A 16,877-nucleotide genomic window follows, 5' to 3' on the forward strand; every position below is an offset into this window, starting at 1 on the left:
CATCAAAGGCCCGATGTTGCAGCCCTGCGCCGGTCGCGTCTGTACGCTGCCGCACGGCCTCAGCCGGCCTCATGGCTGCGGCTCAGCCCCAGACCTGCGCGGCCACGCGCCGCATATTGCCGCCCATCACCAGCGCCGCATCGGCCGCGCTGAAGCCCTCGGCCTGCAGCGCCGGCAAGATCTGACCCCAGGCCTGCACCGGCGTGTAGCGGATGCCGCCCAGCGCCGCGCCATAGCCGGCCGCGGCGGGCCACCAGTAGCCGGGGTCGAAGCGGCCGGGCGGGCGATCGTCCAGGCCCGGCTCGGAGAAACCGATGTCCAGCCCCAGGCCCACATGGGCCACACCCACCAGCGCGGCCACATAGGCGGCGTGGCGGGCCACATCGGCCGCGTTCGGCGCCGCGCTGCCCAGAAAGGCCGATACGCCCGAGATGCACACCACCCCACCGGTGGCCGCACAGGCGCGGATCTGCGCATCGCTGATATTGCGGCCATGCGCCACCAGCGCCAGCGGGTTGGCATGGCTGAAGATCACCGGCGCCGCCGAGGCCGCCATGATGTCCAGGCTGCAGCGCCGGCCGGTGTGCGAGCAGTCCATCAGCATGCCCGCGGCGTTGACGGCCTCCACCATGCGCTGGCCCAGCGGGGTCAGGCCCTGCTCCTCATCGTGGCAGCCGCCCGCCACCGCGTTGTTGCGGTTGTAGGCGAAGTGGATCTGGTTCACCCCCAGGCTGCGGTACAGGGCCACCATCTCGGGCCGGCCCAGCAGCGGCAGGCTGCCCTCCAGGTCGAAGCCCAGCGCCAGCCGGCCGGCGGCGCGGGCGGCGTCCAGCTCGGCCAGCCGGTGCACCAGGGCATAGCGGGCGGGTTCGGCGGCGATGCGGGCCCGGAATGCGGCGATCACCGCCATCACCTGCTCCAGCGGATTCATGTCCATGCCGACGTTGATGGACACGTAGTCCACCCCCTCGGCGGCATAGGCCTGCAGCGGCGCCAGGCTGGCATCGGGGTGCAGCGGCAGGCAGGCGTGGGCGTCCCAGACGGTCATGGCGGTGGGAGGGTTCGTGATATCCGGCCAGTATCGGGCAGCCGATGGCTCGATACACTGCAGCTGTTGTCATTTTCCGGATCTAGAGATGCAAGCGCGGTGCTGGCAAGCAGGCCGGCGATGGCTGGAACTGCTGGCCTTGCTCATGGCGCTCTGCGCCCCGGCCGCCTCGGCCTGTGATCGCCCGCTGCGTGTGGCGATGGGTCAGTTCCCGCCCTACATCCTGCGCGATGCGCGCGGCGCGGCCAGCGGCGCCGAGCCCGAGCTGCTGCGCGCCATCCTGCAGCAGGCCGGCTGCCAGCTGGAAATCGTGCCCGACCTGCCGCGCAAGCGCCGCTACGCGATGTTCCTGGCCGGCGAGCTGGACATCCTGCTGGCCGCCAGTGAAACCGTGGAGCGCCGCGAGGTGGCCTGGTTCACGCCGCCCTACCGCATGGAGACCACCGCCTGGTTCGCGCTGCCGGCCAGGGCCGCGGCCCTGCGCGAGCTCGACGGCTTCGGCGCCGTGCTGCAGCGCCGCGTGCCGATGGTGACGCAGAACCTGGGCTGGTTCGGCGTCGAGTACGCCACCCTGCTGCCGCAGTTGCAGCAGGCCAAGCTGATTTCCCAGTACGAGAACACGCGCCAGGGCCTCAGCATGCTGCTGGCCGCGCGCGGCGAGATCCTCATGGCCGACCGCGGCGCCACCCTGTACGAGGCCGCCCAGCGCGGCCTGGAACTGGTGGAGCTGCCCTTTGTGCCGGCCCGCGAGCCGGTGCACCTGATGCTCAGCAAGAAGTCGGTCAGCGAGGCCGATGCGCGCGCCATCGGCAACGCCTTGCAGCAGCTGGAAGAGCGCGGCGTGCTCAAGGAGATCCGCGGCCGCTACGGCCTGCGTTGAGCCCGGCCGCAGCGGCGCGGGCTCAGGGCAAGGCGAGGTGCCCGAGGCCGCGGTTCATTGCATTCAGGATGGCGCCGTTGTCCTGGCTCAATTCCCAGGCGAACAGGCCGGCCAGGCCCTGCTCGGTGACGAAGCGGCCCTTGGCCAGCACCGCACGCGGATCGTCATAGCTCATCCAGAGCTTCAGCCCCGGGTGGTAGAGGCTCCAGGCCTGGGTCTGCGCGTCGAACAAGGCGCGGTAGCCGCGCAAGCCCTGACCCCGCGGGCCCAGATAGCGCTGCGCAATCTCGCGGTAACCGGCCGAGCCGTCGGCCCCGGGATAGACCGCAGCCTTGGCCGCGCCGCTGACGGGCTTGGCCACGCCGCTGAAGCCGCGCCCGTACATCGCCACGCCGGCCACCAGCTTGCTCTTGGGCACGCCGGCCTCCACCAGGTTCTGCACCGAGCGCTCGAGGCTGTCGTCGGTGCCGGGCGCCGAGCTGCGCAGGGCGCTGTGATGGCCCGCGCCGCTGCTCCAGCCGCCGTAGAAGTCGTAGGTCATCATGAACACCAGGTCCAGCGCCGGCGCCGCCTGGCGGAAGTTGACGCGCTGCACGATCGCCTGCGTGCTGTTGACCGCCGTGCTGAGCAGGTAGAGACGGCCGGTCTCGGCCGTCAGCCGGTCGAGCGCGCGGCGCAGGTCCAGCATCAGGTCCGCATAGCCCTGACCATCGGCCGGGCTGCCGAGCGGCACGCCGTTCGCCGCGCCATTGCCGCCGGGGTGTTCCCAATCGATATCGACACCATCGAAGGCCGGGTGCTCGCGCAGAAACTGCTGCACCGAGGCCGCGAACACGGCGCGCCGCGCGGCGTCGTTGGCCAGATGGAAGAAGGGGTCCGAGCCGCCCCAGCCGCCCACCGAGGCCAGCACCTTGAGCTGCGGTGCGCGCGTCTTCAGGCGGGCGAAGGCCGCGTCAAAGCGACGATCGACCTCGCTGCTGGCGAGCTGGAAGTCCTGCCGTCCCTCGCAGCGCACCGCATCGGCCGGCAATTGGCCGGGGCCGCACAGGCGCAGGAAGGCATAGAGGATGTGGCTCAGGCTGCCCGCGGGAATCGCCTCCACCTGGGCCAGCGGCTGCCAGTTCGCCACATAGGCGCCCACCACCTTGGCGCTGGTGCGCTCGAAGTCGAGCGCCTTGGCGGCGAACAGCGCCTCGGCCGCAGGCTGGGCCTGGGTGCGGGGTGCCAGCAGGCTGAGGCTGGCAGCGAGTGCAACAAAAAACAGTCGGCGCATGGCATGGATTCCGGGCAGAGGCCGCAAGCCTACCCGAAATTGAATGCCAATCAAATACCAATATCAGTCCGCCGTGGCGCCAGATTCGCGCACCACTCGCCCCAGCCGGACCGACTCGGTACGTATCAGCTGGCCGAAGCTCTCGGCGCTGCCAGCCACCACCGGCGTGCCCAGCTGCTCCCATTTCTTGCGGAAGGCGGGCTCCTTGAAGATCGCCTGCAGGGTGCTGTTGAGCTTTTGCACATGGGCCGCCGGCGTGCCGGCGCGCATCGCGATGCCATGCCAGGCGGTGACCTCGAAGTTCGCCAGGCCCGACTCCGCCAGCGTCGGCACGTTCGGCAGCGCCGGGCTGCGCTGCGCCGAGGTCACCGCCAGCGGCACCAGCTTGCCGCTGTTGATGTGCGGCAACGAGCTGCCCAGCACGTCGAACATCACCTTCACCTGGCCGCCCAGCAGATCGTTCAGCGCCGGGCCGGCGCCGCGGTAGGGGATGTGACTGAGCTTCGCGCCCACCGCCTTGTTGTAGATCTCGCCGGCCAGGTGCTGGGGCGTGCCGCTGCCGGCCGAGGCGAAGCTCAGGCCCTCGCCGGGTTTGCCGGTCAGCGCCAGGAACTCCTTCACCGTCTTGATGCCCAGCGAGGGGTGCACCTCCAGCACCAGCGGGAAGGAGGAGAGCTGGATCACCGGCACCAGATCGGTGAGCGGGCTGTAGCTCAGGCTCTTGAACAGGCTCTGGTTCACCGCCATCGGGCCGCTGGCCGCCAGCAGCAGGGTGTAGCCGTCGGCGGGGGCCTGGCGCGCCACTTCGGCCGTGCCCACATTGCCGCCCGCGCCGCCCCGGTTCTCGATCACGATGGTGACGCCCAGGCGCTGCTGCAGCTCGGGTTGCAGCAGCCGCGCCATCAAATCGGTAGGTCCGCCCGGCGGGTAGGGCACGATGAAGCGGATCGGCTTGGAGGGATAGGCCTCCTGGGCCTGGGCCGCGCCGCTGGCGGCGAGCAGGGCGAGCGCCGCGGCGCTGAGCAGGTGTCGACGGTGCATGGGCTTGTCTCCGGTGGTTTTATAAGGGTTCAGGGCAGCGAGCGCGCGCGCAGCCAGGCCGCGCTGGCCAGCGGCCGGCCCAGCACGGCAGCGCTCTGCGCCACCTGCTGCACCAGGGCGGCGTTGTCGGGCGCCAGGCTGCCGTCCTTGAGGTAGAGGTTGTTCTCGAAGCCCACGCGCACATGGCCGCCCAGCGCCGCGGCGGCCGTCATGCAGGCATGCTCGGCGGCGCCGAAGGCGCACACCGCCCAGGGCTCGGGCCCCTGGTGCGCCTGCACAAAGGGCAGCAGGTCCTGCGGCGACGAGACCTGGCCGGCGCTGTAACGGCCCAGCACGAAGAGCAGCAACCAGGGCGCGTCGGGGATCAGGCCGGTGGCGCGCAGCGCCTGCCAGCGCTGCAGGTCGGCGACGTCGTAGACGATCACCTGGGTCATGATGCGCTCGGCCGCCAGCCAGCCGAAGAAGGCCGCCAGGCCGGCCTCGCCGATCTCGGGCTGGTCCAGCTCGCGCAGGCCCACCGACACCGCCTCGGGCCGCAGCTCGCGCACCATCGCAATCTGCTGCGGCGCGCGGTAGACCTTGGCCGCCTCGCTGGTGACCTGCAGCACCATCGCATCGCCCACCGCCGCGCGCACCACGCGCAAGGCCTCGCGATAGCCCTCCACATCCAGGCTGTGGCGTCCGGCGGCGTCGCGGATATGCAGGTGCAACATGGCCGCGCCGGCATCGCAGCAGCGCTTGGCGGTGGCGGCCAGCGTTGCCGGCGTGATCGGCAGCTGGGCATGGTCGCCGGGCTGCTTGTAGGCGCCGTTGGGCGCCACCGTGATGATGAGCGGCTCGTTCACGCGGCCTCCCCGGGTGCGCCGCGCAGCCGCGGCAGCTCGGCGGCCAGCAGGGCCAGGCCCTGCGTCAGCAGAGCGTCATAACGCGCCCGTTCGGCGGCACGGCGCTCGGGCGGCCAGTCGTAGAAGCCGCCGCCCGCCTTCATGCCCAGGCGGCCCTGGGCCACGCGCTCGCGCAGCGCGGCGGAGGGTTCGCTGGCATTGCTGAGCGTCGGGTACATGGTGGCGGCGGCGGCGCAATGCACGTCCAGGCCCGCATGGTCGCGCTGCAGCACCGGGCCGGCGGCGAGAAAGCGGAAGCCGAAACCGAAGCGCACCGCGGCATCCACGTCCTCGGCGCTGGCGACGCCCTCGTCGATGAGGGCAAAGGCCTCGCGCGCCAGCGCATGCTGCAGGCGGTTGGCCAGGAAGCCGGGCTTGTCCTTGCGCACCAGCACCGGCACCAGGCCGCAGCCACGCATGGCCTCGGCCAGTTGCTCGGCCAGTGCGGCATCGCTCAGCGGGCCCAGCACCACCTCAACCAGGGGCACCAGATGCGCCGGCATGAAGTAGTGCAGGCCCAGCATGCGCTGCTGCGTGGGCAGGCCCGCGGCGATCGCGCTGATGGGGAAGCTCGAGCTGTTGCTGGTGAGCAGGCAATCGGGCCGCGCGCGCCGCTGCAACTCGGCAAACAAGGCCTGCTTGAGGGGCAGCTGCTCGGGGATGCATTCGATCACCAGCTCGATGCCGCCCCAGTCCAGCTCGTCCAGCCCGGCCGCCAGTTGCAGCTCGCTCACGCGCGCTTGCAGGCCCAGCGGTGCCAGCCGCTCGGCCACATAGGCGGGCAGCAGCGCGCGGCGCGCCGCCTGCTGCTCCACCACGCTGACCGCGAAGCCGCCGCGCAGCAGCACCACCGCCACATCGGCGCCCATGGTGCCGCCACCCACCACCACCGCCGTTCGCAATTCCTTGGTCGTCGCCACGCGTCACTCCTGCTCCGTCTGCAGGCCAGTCTAGGAACAAGGAATTGATACGTCCATTCGTCATTTCGGATAAATTGATCAGCCATGCTGATCAATTGCTCACTGCGCGAGCTGGAGGTCTTCCTGACCCTGGCCGAGACGCTCAACTACCGCCGCGCCGCCGAGCGCCTGCATCTCTCGCAGCCGGCGGTCTCGGGCGTGATCGCGCGCCTGGAGGCGGCGCTGGGCACGGCGCTGTTCGAGCGCAGCACGCGCGCGGTGCGGCTCACCGAGGCGGGGGCGGTGTTCGTCGAGCGCATGCGCCTGGTGCAGCAGCAGGCCGATGCCGCGGTGCTGGCGGTGCGCGATGTCAGCGAGCTGCGCAGCGGCCGCGTGCGCGTGGCCGCCCTGCCCTCGCTGGCCGCCACCGCCGTGCCCACCGCGTTTGCGCGCTTCGCCGCGCAATACCCGGGCGTGCGCCTGGAGATGCTGGACAGCCTCTCGGGCCCGGCCTTCGATCTGGTGCGCGCCGGCCAGGCCGACTTCGCCCTCACCGCCGCCAACCCGGCCTATGCCGACCTCGAATACACGCCGCTGGGGGAGGACCGCTTCGTGCTGCTGCTGCCGGCCGAGCATGCGCTGGCGCGGCGCAAGAAGCCGCTGCGCTGGGCCGAGACCCTGGAGCTGCCGCATATCTCGATGCCGCGGCCCACCAGCGTGCGCCAGTACGCCGAGGAGGCCTTCCTGCAGAACGGCCTGCGCTTCGCGCCGCGTTACGAGGTGGAGCACCTCGCCACCATCAATGCCATGGTGGCCGCCGGCCTGGGCGTGGCCGCCCTGCCCGAGCTGGCGGCCCTGGTGGCGCAGGGCCCCAGCGTGCTGCGACGGCGCCTGGTGGAACCGGTGATGCCGCGCCCGCTGGGCCTGGTGACGCCGCGCGGCCGGCGGCTCAGCGCCGCCGCGCAGGCCCTGGTGGAACTGCTGCAGCGCGAGACCCAGGCGCTGATCGCGGCCGCGGCCAAGGGTTGAGGCTGACGATGCTCAGGGCGCCAGCTGCACGCGCAGCTGCAGCTCGCGCAGGCTGCGTGCCTCGGCATCGCGGCTGCTGATCACGCCGCGCTCCTGGCGCTGCAGGCCCTGGCCGCTGCGCGCCACCGTGACCCAGTCGCCCAGCGGCACCTGCACCGTGCTGAGCACCTGGCTGCGCACCGGCGTGCCGCCCGCACCGTTCATGGCACCGGGGGTCAGGTCTTGCGCCTTCAGTTCCACCCGCACCGGCTGGCTGCCGCCGAGCCAATGCGGGCTGACGCTGAATCCACGCGTCTGCTCCACCATGCTCTTGCGCGGCAGGGCGTAGACCTTGCCCGGCTGGGCCGGGCCGGCGTTGCCATTGGCATTCAGGTCGGCCTGCACGCCGTAGTCCAGCCATTCCACCGGCGCCAGCTCGCTCAGCTGCACCGAGGCGCTGTGGCCGTTCAGCACCAGCAGGCGTTGCAGCTGCTCGGCGCCTTCGTCGCGCCGCCGGGTGCTGAGCTCGACCGCGCCGCGCGGCGAGACCGAACCGGCCGTGCCCACCACCACCGCGCCCTCGCGCAGGCCGGCCACCGCGGCACCGCTGACGCTGGACTCGACCCAGCGCAGCTCGACCCAGAGGTTCTGGCGCGGCCCCTCGGCGGCCCAGGCCGGCAAGGTGCCCAGGCTCAACAGGACGATGCTCAGGAAATGGCGGCGGCGCATCGCCCTAGGATACGCCGTCCCGGTGCCAATGCGCCGCCGCCTGGCCGCGCGTGTCGGCACCCAGCTTGCCGAGGATGTTGGCGACATGGCGCTTGACGGTGTGCGGGCTGAGGTCCAGCACGCGCGCGATCAGCTTGTTGCTGTCGCCCGCGGCCAGGCGCTCCAGCACCTCCAGCTCGCGCTCGGTCAGCAGGCTTTGCAAGGCCTCGGCGCGGGCGCCGCCGGCTGCTGGGGCCGCCCGCGGCGCAGCCGCTTGCATCGCCACGCCGGGCTGGGCCGCCGCAGGCATCTGGGCGAGCAGCTCGCGCAACAGCGCGGCCTGCGCGGGCGGCAGGCGTGCGCCCCAGTCGGCCTCCGCCAGGCGCTGCAGGCTGGGCAGGCCGGCCAGCAGGGCGCCACCGCGATCGCCGCCCTGCAGCACGCCGGCCAGCCAGGGCTGCAGGGTGGCCGCGGCGGCGTCGCGCAGGCCCAGGCGCAGCTCGGTATCGGCCAGCAGCACGCGCGCCTGCGCGGCCGGGAAGAAGCAGGAGCGTTCCTGATCGAAGGCCAGCGGCCGCAGCAGCTCGCGGGCCTCGCTCAGGCGTTCATCCAGCAGCGCCACCAGGGCCTGGCTGAAGCGCCGGTCGTCGGCGCCGGCGGCCCATTCATAGGCGTTGCCGGTGCGCGCCAGCGCGGCATCCAGCTCGCGCAGGCGCTGGCCATCGCCCAGCAGCCAGCAGCCGCGCACATAGGTGAAGAGTTCCTCGTACTCATGCGCGAGGCGGTTGCACAGCAGCGAATGCTGCTCCAGATCGCGCTTGTTCTCCTCGCCGGCCTGGCGGCTGGCGGCGGCATCGCCGCGCACCGCGTCGATCAGGGTGTGCGCCATCCAGCTCTCGGTCATCAGGCTGCGCGGCCGCCCCAGCCAGCGCACATCGGCATCGGCCTGGGCCAGCCATTGCGCGGCCTCGGCCAGCTGCCCGTCGGAGAACGCCAGCCAGGCGCGGATATGGGCGACGCCGGCGCGCAGCTGGGTCGGCTGCTCCGAGGCCAGGCGGCTGGCGCCGTTGGCAAAGCGCTCCAGCATCGGCTTCATGCCCGGCAGGCCGGTGAGGATGCTGAGGAAGAAGCAGCGGTCCCAGATCTGCGGATCGTTGGCGCGCTCCAGCGCCTCCAGCATCTCGCCCACCAGCGGCGCCACCGCCTCGGAACGCCCCTGGGCATAGGCGGCCCAGGCGCGCGCAAAGCAGACGAAGGTCAGCACCTCATCGGGCAGCGGCTGCTGGCACAGCTCGGCCAGGCCACGGGCGGCCTCGTCCAGGCGCGCGGTGTTCTGCATGCCGATATAGGCATGGGCCAGCGCGAGGGCCGAGGCTTCGGCGCGGCCCTCGCGGTAATAGCCGGTGGCGGCCTGCTGCATCGCCTCCACCATGCCCTGGAAGTCGAAACGCGGAAAGGTGCTGAGGCCGCGCAGGAAGTGCAGATCGGAATGGCGCTGGAAGGCGGCCGGCGGGAACAGCGCCAGCAGCTGCTCCAGCACCGGGCCGGCGCCCACCGGCACCAGGGCCGGCCCGCGCTGGGCCAGCACGCGCGCGGCCTCGTCCCAGGCGCCGGCGCGGGTCAGGTAGCCGATCGCGCGGCTCAGGTCGGGCTCGTCGTCGGCGGCGCGGCGCAGCAGATAGGGCAGCTCGTCGGGATAGTCGCGCTGAAGCCGGTCTTCCAGAAAATCGCGGAACAGGTCGTGCAGGCGCAGCGTCAGCTCGGGCGCATCGAGGGCGGTGACGAAGAGGCCGCGCCGCTCGACCTCCTCCAGCAGGCGCGCGGTCTGCGGCAGCCGGCTCACATGGGCGCAGCGCGCCGCCGTCAGCTCGGGCAGCACCGCGCAGCGCAGCAGGAACCAGCGCAGCGCCTCGGGCATGTCGTCCAGCACCTCGCTGGCGAGGTAGTCGAACAGATGGCGCTGGGTGGGCGAACCCAGGCCCGGCCCGGCCTCGCGCGACCGCGCCGACAGGCTCAGGCGCAGGCCGGCGGCCCAGCCATCGGTGCGCTCCAGCAGCTGGCGGGCCTGGCCGTCGGCGAGCACCTGGCCGCTGCTGGCCAGCAGCTCGGCCACCTCGCTCTCGTTGAAGCGCAGCTCGTACTGGCGGAACTCGGCCAGCTCGCCGAGGCCGCGCCAGCGCGCCAGCGAGAGCGGCGGCTCGACCCGGCTGGCCATCACGACGCTCCATTGCGCGGGCAGGCGGTCCAGCATCATCTGCAACAGCTCGAACACGCGCGGGTCGGTGATGCGGTGCGCATCGTCCAGCGCGATCAGGCCCTGGGCCACGCCGGCCGAGGCGAGCGCGTTGACGATCTCGTCGGCCACGCTGCGCAGGCCGCCATCGGCCTCGGCCAGGGTCGGCAGCGCCTCGGGCGCCACCCGCCAGGGCAGGTCGTAGGGGTCCAGCGCGGTGCTCAGGCAGGCCAGGAAGCGCTGCACCTGGTCGTCCTCGTCGGCCGAGATCCAGGCCAGCGCGCAGGCTGCGGGCAGGGCCTGGAGCTGGCGCGTCAGCGCGGCGGTCTTGCCATAGCCGGCGGGGGCCACCAGCAGGGTCAGGCGATGCGAGCCCAGTGCCCGGTCCAGCGCCCGCTCCAAGCCGGGGCGCGCCACCAGGCTGGCACGCGGACGCGGCGCCTGGATCTTGGCAAGCGCGAACGACGGAAATGACGGTGCCGGCGACATGCGCGGATTCTGCAACAGCATGCCCGCAGCGCACTCAGGGTTGACGTCACCCAAGCGGGCTACGGTCGCTGCGGCGCCCGGGCGACATGGCTCTTTCGGGCGATGTGGCCGGCGCCACCGCTGCGCACACTGGGCCGTCATGCACATCTTCCAGCACGCCCATCTGCCCACCCTGCGCCTGGAGGGCGAGCAATGCCTGGCCGCGGCCGACCAGCGCCTGGGCCTGCAAGGCTTCGAGGTCTGGCTGCGCAGCCTGGCCCCCGGCGCCCACACCCAGATCCTGCAGCACGCCGGCGAGCTGGTGGTGCTGGCCCAGAGCGGCTGCGGCAAGCTGCTGATCGCCGGCGGCCCGCAGCGCTTCCAGGGCCCCTGCACCCTGCTGATCCCACCGCAGGCGCCCTTCCAGATCGTCAACCACGGCACCCAGCCGCTGCAGCTGGTGTGGGTGCACACGCGCGCGCCGCTGCCCTGCACCAGCTGAGGCGGGCCCGAAAGTCATGGCTCCATCGGGCGATGCGCGGCCGCCGGTGGCTGCCCACAATGAGCGCCTTCCCAAGCATGGAGCAGCAAGACATGAACCCCTGGATCAAACGCAGCCTGTTGAGCGTGGTGGGCCTGGCGGCCCTGGGTGCCGCCGGCCTGGCGCTGGGCGCCTATCTGGGCGATCGCAAGGCCGCGCGCCGCATCGAGCTGCCGGTGGCGGCGGTGGCCATCCCCGGCGACGCGGCGGCGCTGGAGCGCGGCCGCTACCTGTTCGCCAGCCGCGGCTGTGCCGACTGCCATGGCGCCAGCGGCGTGGGCAAGGCCTTCATCGACGGCGCCGACGGCGGCCTCTACGCCAAGGCGCCCAATATCAGCCCCGGCCCCGGCTCGGTGGTGGCGGGCTACCGCAACGAGGACTGGGTGCGCACGGTGCGCCACGGCGTCAAGCCCGACGGCCGGCCGCTCTTCATCATGCCCAGCGAGGACTACAACCGCCTCACCGATGCCGACCTGGGCGCCCTGGTGGCCTATGTGAAGCAGCTGCCGCCGGCGGCCGGCGAGGCCGCGCAATGGCGCGTGCCGGCGCTGGTGAAGACGCTTTACGCCGCCGGCGTGGTGAAGGATGCGGCCGAGAAGATCGACCACCGACTGCCGCCCACCCCGCCGCTGGTGGAGGACGGCTCGGCCGCGCATGGCGCGTATGTGGCGAACGGCTGCATCGGTTGCCATGGCGCCCAGCTCTCGGGCGGCAAGATCCCCGGCGCGCCGCCGGACTGGCCGGCCGCCGCCAACCTCACCAGCGGCAGCGGCAGCGCCCTCGCCCGCTATGCCAGCGCGCCGCAGTTCATCGCCATGCTGCGCAGCGGCAAGCGGCCGAATGGCAGCAGCGTCAGCCCCGTGATGCCCTTCGCCTCGCTGGCCGCGCTCAGCGATGCCGACGCCACCGCGCTGTACGGCTATCTGAAGGGCCTGGCGCCGGTGGCCGCCGGCAATCGCTAAGCCTTGAGCAGGGCGCCGAGCTTGGCCGCCGCCGTCTTGGTGGCGGCATCGAGCAGGGGGCCCAGATAGTCTGACACCTGCTCGGCCGCGGCCTCGCCGGCCTTGGACGCCAGCTTGGCGCCCAGCTTCTTGAAGGCGGCGGCCAGCAGGCCGCGCAGCGAGGTGTCGGGCGCACCGGCCTTCACCAGTGCCAGGCGCAGCTTCTCCTGCTCCTCGGCGCTCAGGCAGGAAGCCACCAGGGCCACCATGGCCTCGAGCTTGAGCGTGATCAGGCTGGCCGAGAAGGAGCCGTCGCTGGCATGGCCGAGCTGCTGCAGGCGTGCCTTCAGATGGTCGGCCAGCAGCGGGTTCTCCACTTCCAGCGCGAACAGCTCGCCCTGCTTGTGCAGGATGGGGGTGCGCAGCAGGGTCTTGAGCTTGGCGTCCAGCAGGGCCGGCGTGGAGCGGCGCAGCTCCAGCGCATAGAGCAGGTTGCGCGCCTTCGGGCGGGTGACGCGCAGCGTCGCCACCAGGTCGTAGATGGACGGGTCGGCGCCGATCGCGCCCAGCGCCTGCAGGGCCAGCAGCATCGCCAGGTCCAGCTCAGCCTTGGGCAGCACGCCGAAGGACGGTGCCGTGTAGGCCGTCAGCAGAGCGCCCAGCGCGGCCTTGGCCTGGGCTTCGGACGCAGCGGCGATGTGGGTTTCAATCTGCATGGCGCCCAGCATAGCCGCTCAAATACCGGCCACCCGCTTCCAGGGCCGCAGCGGCCACAGCAGGTTCAGCGCCAGCCCGCTCAGCACCAGGGCGGCGGCGGCCAGCTTCCAGGCCGGCAGCGACTCGCCGAGATACCAGGCCGCCGTGCTCATGCCGAACACCGGCACCAGCAGCGCCATCGGCACGATGGTGGCGGCCGCGTGGCGCGCCAGCAGCCAGCCCCAGACGCCGTAGCCGAACAAGGTATTGCCGAGCGCCTGCCACAGCACCGCAGCCCAGGCACCGGCATCCGCCGCCTGCACGCTCTGCCAGGCAAGACCTGGCCCCTCGACGAGCAGCGACAGCGCCAGCAGCGGCGGCACCGCGAAGGCGCTGCTCCACACCATATAGGCCAGCATGTTCACCTGGCCGGCGCGCTTGCCCACCATATTGCCGCAGGCCCAGCTGAAGGCCGCCAGCAGAATCATCGCCAGGCCCAGCACGGTGGTGCTGCCATCCGTGTGGCTGGCGATCACGACTATGCCCGCGCCGGCCAGCAGCAGGGCCAGCCATTGGTAGCCCTGCACGCGCTCCTTGTTCACGCGCATGGCCAGCATCAGGGTAAAGAACACCTGGGTCTGTATCACCAGCGAGGCCAGGCCCGGCGAGATCTGGCTGCGCATGGCCAGGAACAGCAGGCCGAACTGACCCACGCCGATCAGCAGGCCGTAGGCGGCCAGATTGCGCCAGGGCGCGGCGGGGCGCGGCACGAACAAGATCGCCGGCAGCACCGCCATGGCAAAGCGCAGCGCCGCGAACAGCAGCGGCGGGAAGGCATTCAGCCCCAGCCGGATAACGACGAAATTGCTGCCCCAGATGGCGACCACGGCCAGGGCCAACAGGAAATGCCTGAACGGCAGGCGATCGCCCAACTGCATCGGAGCTCCCTCGGTGAGAGCCGCAGCTTAACCGAGGGAGTTCGGGGGCTCAGCCCTGATGCTCGCAGCGACCCATCTTGGCGCCCGACTGGATCTTGGAGATGAAGCCCAGCGGGAAGCCGGTCTGCACCGAGCTGCCGTTCTGGCACACGTAGACCTGCTTCATGTCCACATACCAGGTGCCCATCGCCCCCAGCAGGCCGCCCACCATCTCGGTGCCGGCGCCGTTGATCGAGCCCGGGTTCTGCATGCCGAAACGGTAGGCCTCGGCCACGCCCTGCTTGCGGAAGAAGTCCGCGAGCTTGATCCAGCCGACGCCCTCGACCCACATCACGCCCTCGAAGTTGCCCAGCCAGTAGGAGCCGGCACGACCGATGATGACCTTGCCATCGTCGCTCATGTCGTTGATCTGCAGCGGCACCAGGCCGAGGTCGGCCTCGACGGCCGCCGGGCCCTCGGTGGCGCAGCGATCGACATACTGCCAGGTCGCCCAATCGATCTGGGCCGGCAACGCCACATCGGTGCACCAGCGCAGCCCGGCGATCTTGGTGACCGCGGCCGGGCCCTTCATGGGGTTCCACAACAGCGGGCCGTTGGAGATGCGGTCCTCGTAGCTGAACCCGTCGTAGCTGCGCATGACCGCCTTGGTGGTATCCAGCATGACCCGGGTGCCGTCGCGATTCACCGCATAGGCATTCACCGCGCCGTGCAGCTTGAACAGGTCGATGCGCTTGCCCTGGTTGACCCAGGCCATTGCCTTCGAGTAGTTGGTCTCGCCCAGCACGACGCTGCCATCGCCCGACACCGCCTGGGCACGCAGCCAGCCTTCGGTCGCGTAGTCGAAGCCGCTGTCGTCGAGCTTGCGCATGCCGGCGCCTTCGGTCCAGGCCACCGGCACGATGGAGCCGCCGAAGCTGTCCTGGCATTGGCCGTTCTTCTTGACGTCCAGATAGGCCAGACCCACCGCCGTGCGGCCGTCGTCGTCCATCGCAAAGCCGTAGCTGGAGGACACGCCTTGCTGACCCTCGCCGCCGCAGGTGTCGCCGTTCAGGTCGCCGATGCTGCTGAGCTTGCCCGGGCCGGCCCACAAGGCCATCGTGTTGATGCCGTTGCCATTGAGATCGGCGTTGACCAGGATCTTCTGCCCGTTGCGGCTGATCGCGCCATTGGTGCCGATCACATTCGGCGGCATGACCTGGATGCCCTTGTTGATGTCCCAGGTGAACTGGGTCGCATAGAACAGGCCGGACGCCATGCCGCCGTTCTTGGAGAGCTTTGCCAGTGCGGCATCGACCACCGGATAGAACTGCACGCCCTGGTCATAGCCATTGAAGGTCAGGTTGGCCGTCTGGGTGCTGCCGGCCACCGCGGTGATGGCCGTCATGTCGCAGGCCTTGTCGGTGGCGGGGTTGGCGCTCTCGGCCACGTTCCAGTATTCGGCTTCGGACACCAGCGCGCGCGGCGTCGTCGGATAGCCGCCGGCGACGATCTCCTCCATGTACAGCCAATAGCTCTGGCCCGGCTTCAGGTTGTTGATGCGGAAACGACCGTCCGGGCCGAGCTTGCCCTGGGTCTGGTCGCCGGTCATCGCCGACACGGCGTCGCCAAGCGGGTTGTTGACGTTGCGGGCGATGATGTTGACGCCGCTGTAGGGGGTGCGGCCGTCCTTCAGGCGCAGCACGCCGCTGATCGAGCCGGTGCTGCTCCGATAGGCCGGCGTGGGATAGAGGTTGGAAATCGCCGCGATGTCGTCGGGCATGTCCACCGTGCTCATCTCGGCGCCGATCTGACCGGCGTTGTTGATGTAGGGGAACATGGTCTCGACATACTGGACCGGCATGTCGTTGCCGCCCCAGCCCGGGATGTGGCGGGCCGGCACGCAGCCGGGCACGCCGGGGTAGAGGTCGTACCAGCCCGGCATGCTGAAGTAGGCCATCGAGCCGTTCACCTGCGAATGCGACAGGTTGAAGGCATGGCCGAACTCATGCGTCATGATGCCGTTGAAGAAGCGGCCGTCGGTGTCGTTGGCCTGCACCGCATAGCCGTTCATCAGGGCCATCGCCTCGACGATGGTGTCCTCGTAGCCGTCGCCGTCGCTGTCGATGGCGATCTTGGGGAAGGCAATGCCCAGCACCGAGTCGGGCGAGACGCCGAAGAAGTCGGCCAGGATCTCGCCGGTGGTGTCGTAGACGACATGCAGTCCGCGCCCGTTCTCCTGCGCGTAGACCTGCCTGGCGTTGTTCACCGTCACGTCGGCGTTGATGGTCGGCACCTTGCTGAAGTCGCCGGCCCAGTAGGCCTTCAGCGTCGAGGTCGGCACGGCGCTCCACTGCCCAATCGCGAACTTGACCATCTCGTTGGCGCGCGCGTTGGTGATGAAGGGGGTGGTGCCATCGAAGTCATAGGTGAAGACGCCCAGGTCGGTGTAGACCGGGATCGGCGTGGCCGTGTTCCAGCGCAGCGGCTGGGGGTCGCGCGGCTTGTCGTTGAGCATCAGCGGGCCGGCGGCCTGCACGGCAGCGCTGCCCAGCAGGCTGACCGCGAGTGCGGCGACGATTCGGTAGGTCTTGTTCATCAGCGCATCACTCCCTTTTCAATCCACTGGCCGGCAACCGCGCGGTTCACCAGCGACATCAGCGCGACGGCATCCACATCGCCGGCAGGCTTCTTCAACATCGCGGTCTCGGTGGCGCTCAGCAGGCCGGCGCTGACCGTCACGTCCTTGAACAGGTTGCGGTTGAAGTCGGCATTCGCGGTGCGCCCGCCCACCGTGGTGAACTTGCCCTGCTCCAGGCCGACCGTCGTGCGCAGCCCGGTCTTGGCCGCGGGCCGGTACATGAAGGCGATGACCTGTTCGTCCTTGCGCCACTTGGCAAAACCCTCGGGCGCCTGGCCCAGGAAGAACTTGCCATTGGCCATCTTGCGGGGCTTGAGCATGCCGAACTGGCGGAACTTGAACTCCGAGCGCGGTGCCAGCTTCTTCTTGGCCGAGGCGGCCACCGACAGGGTCACCTCGGTGTAGGGCACACCGTTGTCCATGCCGTCGCTGACGTTCTTGACCGTGCCGGAGACGATCAGGTCGGAGGTCGCGATCAGCTTGGTGAGGTTGTGCGGCAGCAGCTGGGTGGCCGCCGCCGGCATGGCCGCCAGGGCGCCGGCCAGCAGCAAGGCCGCCAAGCCGGTTTGGCGCCAGGCACCGGTGGCGGAAGGGGCTCGGGGCTCGGGCGCCTCGGGGCGAGCAATCATGGGGGTCTCTCCTATTGGCTGGGGCGGTGGCACGTTCGCATGCAGACATGCGTGCACCGGGAAGGCCCAGCAT

General features: G+C 70.8%; 15 protein-coding genes. 4 read left to right on the forward strand and 11 right to left on the reverse strand.

The window, feature by feature from the left end:
- Positions 1-82: 82 nt before the first annotated feature.
- On the reverse strand, positions 83-1,048 hold the full coding sequence (locus AC3WQY_RS22790) for a dipeptidase (protein ID WP_492710829.1): 966 nt from the start codon (positions 1,046-1,048) through the stop codon (positions 83-85).
- A 145-nt stretch (positions 1,049-1,193) separates the two neighbouring features.
- Here AC3WQY_RS22790 and AC3WQY_RS22795 point away from each other — a divergent pair, with 145 nt between their 5' ends.
- Positions 1,194-1,928: a substrate-binding periplasmic protein gene (locus tag AC3WQY_RS22795; protein WP_492710830.1), complete on the forward strand. Its 735-nt coding sequence runs from the start codon at positions 1,194-1,196 to the stop codon at positions 1,926-1,928.
- Positions 1,929-1,950: 22 nt separating this feature from the next.
- On the opposite strand, the gene AC3WQY_RS22800 is transcribed toward AC3WQY_RS22795, so the two are convergent.
- The 4 genes from AC3WQY_RS22800 to AC3WQY_RS22815 form a co-directional block, all read right to left on the reverse strand.
- The gene (locus AC3WQY_RS22800) at positions 1,951-3,201 is read right to left on the reverse strand and encodes a glycoside hydrolase family 18 protein (RefSeq protein WP_492710831.1); all 1,251 of its coding nucleotides are present in this window, start codon (positions 3,199-3,201) and stop codon (positions 1,951-1,953) included.
- A 63-nt stretch (positions 3,202-3,264) separates the two neighbouring features.
- The gene (locus tag AC3WQY_RS22805) at positions 3,265-4,242 is read right to left on the reverse strand and encodes a Bug family tripartite tricarboxylate transporter substrate binding protein (RefSeq protein WP_492710833.1); all 978 of its coding nucleotides are present in this window, start codon (positions 4,240-4,242) and stop codon (positions 3,265-3,267) included.
- 29 nt (positions 4,243-4,271) lie between these two features.
- Positions 4,272-5,087, reverse strand: coding sequence for a beta-keto acid cleavage family enzyme (locus tag AC3WQY_RS22810; RefSeq protein WP_492710834.1), 816 nt, complete (start codon positions 5,085-5,087; stop codon positions 4,272-4,274).
- Positions 5,084-5,995 carry a 3-hydroxyacyl-CoA dehydrogenase family protein gene (locus AC3WQY_RS22815; protein WP_492710844.1) on the reverse strand — a complete coding sequence of 304 codons (912 nt, stop codon included), beginning with the start codon at positions 5,993-5,995 and terminating at the stop codon, positions 5,084-5,086. Before AC3WQY_RS22815 ends, AC3WQY_RS22810 begins: the two co-directional genes overlap by 4 nt.
- A 135-nt stretch (positions 5,996-6,130) precedes the next feature.
- Here AC3WQY_RS22815 and AC3WQY_RS22820 point away from each other — a divergent pair, with 135 nt between their 5' ends.
- Positions 6,131-7,054, forward strand: coding sequence for a LysR family transcriptional regulator (locus tag AC3WQY_RS22820; RefSeq protein WP_285235019.1), 924 nt, complete (start codon positions 6,131-6,133; stop codon positions 7,052-7,054).
- A 12-nt stretch (positions 7,055-7,066) separates the two neighbouring features.
- On the opposite strand, the gene AC3WQY_RS22825 is transcribed toward AC3WQY_RS22820, so the two are convergent.
- Positions 7,067-7,762: a hypothetical protein gene (locus AC3WQY_RS22825; protein WP_492710835.1), complete on the reverse strand. Its 696-nt coding sequence runs from the start codon at positions 7,760-7,762 to the stop codon at positions 7,067-7,069.
- A 4-nt stretch (positions 7,763-7,766) separates the two neighbouring features.
- Positions 7,767-10,484, reverse strand: a complete 2,718-nt coding sequence (locus AC3WQY_RS22830) for a winged helix-turn-helix domain-containing protein (protein ID WP_492710837.1) — start codon at positions 10,482-10,484, stop codon at positions 7,767-7,769.
- A gap of 118 nt (positions 10,485-10,602) precedes the next feature.
- Here AC3WQY_RS22830 and AC3WQY_RS22835 point away from each other — a divergent pair, with 118 nt between their 5' ends.
- Together AC3WQY_RS22835 and AC3WQY_RS22840 are read left to right on the forward strand one after the other, a co-directional pair.
- Positions 10,603-10,944: a cupin domain-containing protein gene (locus AC3WQY_RS22835; protein WP_492710839.1), complete on the forward strand. Its 342-nt coding sequence runs from the start codon at positions 10,603-10,605 to the stop codon at positions 10,942-10,944.
- Positions 10,945-11,036: 92 nt separating this feature from the next.
- Positions 11,037-11,945, forward strand: a complete 909-nt coding sequence (locus tag AC3WQY_RS22840) for a c-type cytochrome (protein WP_492710840.1) — start codon at positions 11,037-11,039, stop codon at positions 11,943-11,945.
- On the opposite strand, the gene AC3WQY_RS22845 is transcribed toward AC3WQY_RS22840, so the two are convergent.
- From AC3WQY_RS22845 to AC3WQY_RS22860, 4 genes are all read right to left on the reverse strand, one after another.
- A complete protein-coding gene (locus AC3WQY_RS22845; protein ID WP_285235014.1) occupies positions 11,942-12,640 on the reverse strand; it encodes a hypothetical protein in 699 nt (232 codons plus the stop codon). The genes AC3WQY_RS22840 and AC3WQY_RS22845 overlap by 4 nt on opposite strands.
- Positions 12,641-12,658: 18 nt before the next feature.
- Positions 12,659-13,540 (reverse strand): EamA family transporter, encoded by an 882-nt coding sequence (locus AC3WQY_RS22850; RefSeq protein ID WP_492710845.1) that lies wholly within the window; start codon positions 13,538-13,540, stop codon positions 12,659-12,661.
- A gap of 67 nt (positions 13,541-13,607) precedes the next feature.
- Positions 13,608-16,133 carry a hypothetical protein gene (locus AC3WQY_RS22855; RefSeq protein ID WP_492710842.1) on the reverse strand — a complete coding sequence of 842 codons (2,526 nt, stop codon included), beginning with the start codon at positions 16,131-16,133 and terminating at the stop codon, positions 13,608-13,610.
- Positions 16,133-16,804, reverse strand: coding sequence for a hypothetical protein (locus AC3WQY_RS22860; protein ID WP_492710843.1), 672 nt, complete (start codon positions 16,802-16,804; stop codon positions 16,133-16,135). The genes AC3WQY_RS22855 and AC3WQY_RS22860 overlap by 1 nt, the downstream gene beginning before the upstream one ends.
- Positions 16,805-16,877 lie beyond the last annotated feature (73 nt).

The organism is Roseateles sp. FW301-B2, from assembly GCF_058788955.1.